The sequence below is a fragment of the Bacillus sp. JJ1127 genome (assembly GCF_036965845.1).
GTDB lineage: Bacteria > Bacillota > Bacilli > Bacillales > Bacillaceae_G > Bacillus_A.
On the sequence record NZ_JBALQK010000011.1, the window covers coordinates 20,213 to 22,390 of the forward strand.

General features: G+C 34.4%; 3 protein-coding genes. All 3 read right to left on the reverse strand.

The annotated features are described in order from the left end of the window. Positions 1 to 3: 3 nt before the first annotated feature. A complete protein-coding gene (locus tag V7183_RS02010; protein ID WP_335358541.1) occupies positions 4 to 285 on the reverse strand; it encodes a YkvA family protein in 282 nt (93 codons plus the stop codon). A 239-nt stretch (positions 286 to 524) separates the two neighbouring features. Beyond that, positions 525 to 1,079: a spore coat protein gene (locus V7183_RS02015; RefSeq protein ID WP_335358542.1), complete on the reverse strand. Its 555-nt coding sequence runs from the start codon at positions 1,077 to 1,079 to the stop codon at positions 525 to 527. A gap of 152 nt (positions 1,080 to 1,231) precedes the next feature. Next, positions 1,232 to 2,011 carry a DUF2935 domain-containing protein gene (locus V7183_RS02020; protein WP_335358543.1) on the reverse strand — a complete coding sequence of 260 codons (780 nt, stop codon included), beginning with the start codon at positions 2,009 to 2,011 and terminating at the stop codon, positions 1,232 to 1,234. Positions 2,012 to 2,178 lie beyond the last annotated feature (167 nt).

Consider the following 2,178-nt stretch of genomic DNA (forward strand, 5'->3'; position numbering starts at 1 on the left):
CCTCTATCCTTTATTTAAGTCATATTTTTCTTGTAAATGCGGTGGCGCCATTTTTACAATGCGTTGCAAAATAAATATTGCGACAGCAACATCATCTAACACGCCAAAAGCAAACAGAAAGTCAGGAATGAGATCAAATGGAAATACAACATATCCAATTAAAAAACCAATGGATAATATCTTTTTCTGCATAGGGACTTCTTTTGAGGTAAAAAAGTCATATAAAAATGGAATGAAACGTCGAAAATGAAGCATAAATCGAAATCTGCTTATAAATTTTTTCATTTATCATATCTCCTTTTTTGTATACAAAAAGGACCTTTACCAAATATGATAAAGGTCCTAAAAAAGACAATAAGGGGCCTTTACCATTGGTGGTAAAGGTCTCACTAACAACAAAAACGTTGCCAATAAAGCCGAGGGTTTCTCCCTGTAATGACGACTTTATTGTAATAAGTTACTCCCCTTTATATACACAATTTTATAAAATCACCTTAAAATATTTGACGGAACTTGTCAACTTTTTATTCTGGTAATGACTGATACATGCTTGCTATTGCTTTTATTTCAGAGTCTGGTGCCGGAGATAACTGGTAATATCCTCTCTTCACCATATACTGCCAAATATCATAAGCATGACGACTACTGTTTAAAAAAGCATTTTCTAACAAAGTTCTTAACTGTGGATTGGCACATTCTAATAAAGAACCTGCATAGTTGAATGCAGCAGATTTTTGAGTAAGTAGATATCCAATCGCAATTGCTCGATCAGAAGGAGGTTGTCCAGTCATACTTGGTGTAACTGGCAAATACTCTTTTGAAGGTGCTTGTATATAAGAGGATAGTACTGGATTTAGTTTAGCTAATTGACATTTTGAGACATTTGGAATCGAATCGTTTTGTACAAATTCTAGTTTCAAATTATAATCCTGTACGTGAAAGGGCAAATGTTGTTGTAATAGTTGTTTTAAATCCGGATCTTGTGCTTGTTTTATATATGTAGACATTGTATTAATCGTATTGTAACAACCCATAATCAGTTCACTTAAATCACGTAACTCATGTGTCGCTAACTGCATGTATGAATCCTCCTTCTTTAAGCGTCTGTTTAGTTTCTCCCAAAATGTAAAAAATAAAAGAAATGTACATGAATTTTCTTAACACCATATACCTATCCACCTTCTTTTTATAAACGAACAAAAAGCCACATAATGCGGCTTTTTACCTGCTCCTATAGAGGGTTACATTTTGGTATCTCTAATCCAGATGATTGGGCTAATTTTAATAAATAATAACATTCCTCTCTTGCCATATGGTCTGCCATTCTTGCAGATAATGAGCTTAATATTTGCTCAGCTAGTTCTAATTCTTCTAATTCATGCAGAAAATGTGAAAATAAATTCAGTTCCAATGAAACATCTTTCGTAAATTTCTTCAAAGCCGGAAAATGTTTCAGTTCTGTACGTAAATATCCCGTCATTTCCACAGCTCTTAAATAAAACTGCTCAAAATGTTTCTCATACAACTTACTTTTCTCTTTCAATCGTTTCTCTACAAGATCCAATTCACCTAAAATCGCACCAGCGTGACCAGCCGCATCCGTTAACCAAACAAGATGATAATGTAATTCATGAAAAATAGGCGGTACTTCTCCTTTTATCAAATAATCTAATACCGTTATATACTCTTCTACTTCATTTACCATATGATTAAGAAAAGTTGGAGTAAAGTGGATAACAACTTTTCCTTCCAATTGCTTTTGTATAATACTCAACTTAAATTGTCTAATCTCCTCCGCCGCTTGTTTGGCATCTTTCGCAAATGCAATTAAATTAGCTGTATGAACACGATTTAACAACTCATGAAATTGCTCTATAAAATGACGGGCCCTCTGAATATCTTCAGTCTCTGTTGAAGACAAAGCATCTAAAATAAATTGTCCATGATCCCCAAGCACTCTGAGCCAAAATTTATGTTCAAACAATGCGCTTTCTTCATAACTTCTATCCATTCTCCTTCTCTCCTTACAGCATGCATTTCATGCCAATAAAATATTTCCATATAAATCCGTTTTGTTTTTTCGACATCTACATCCCTGCTATGCAGGATAAAAAGTAACCTACACTCGTTTGCTCGCTCTGTTTTGACTTCGTATGTGGCAGAAACAGGCCCTGACCG

What these genes read in the sequence shown, in the direction of transcription:
- V7183_RS02020 (WP_335358543.1), bottom strand. Translation starts at nt 2,011, where the DNA reads ATGGATAGAAGTTATGAAGAAAGCGCATTGTTTGAACATAAATTTTGG.
- V7183_RS02010 (WP_335358541.1), bottom strand. Translation starts at nt 285, where the DNA reads ATGAAAAAATTTATAAGCAGATTTCGATTTATGCTTCATTTTCGACGT.
- V7183_RS02015 (WP_335358542.1), bottom strand. Translation starts at nt 1,079, where the DNA reads ATGCAGTTAGCGACACATGAGTTACGTGATTTAAGTGAACTGATTATG.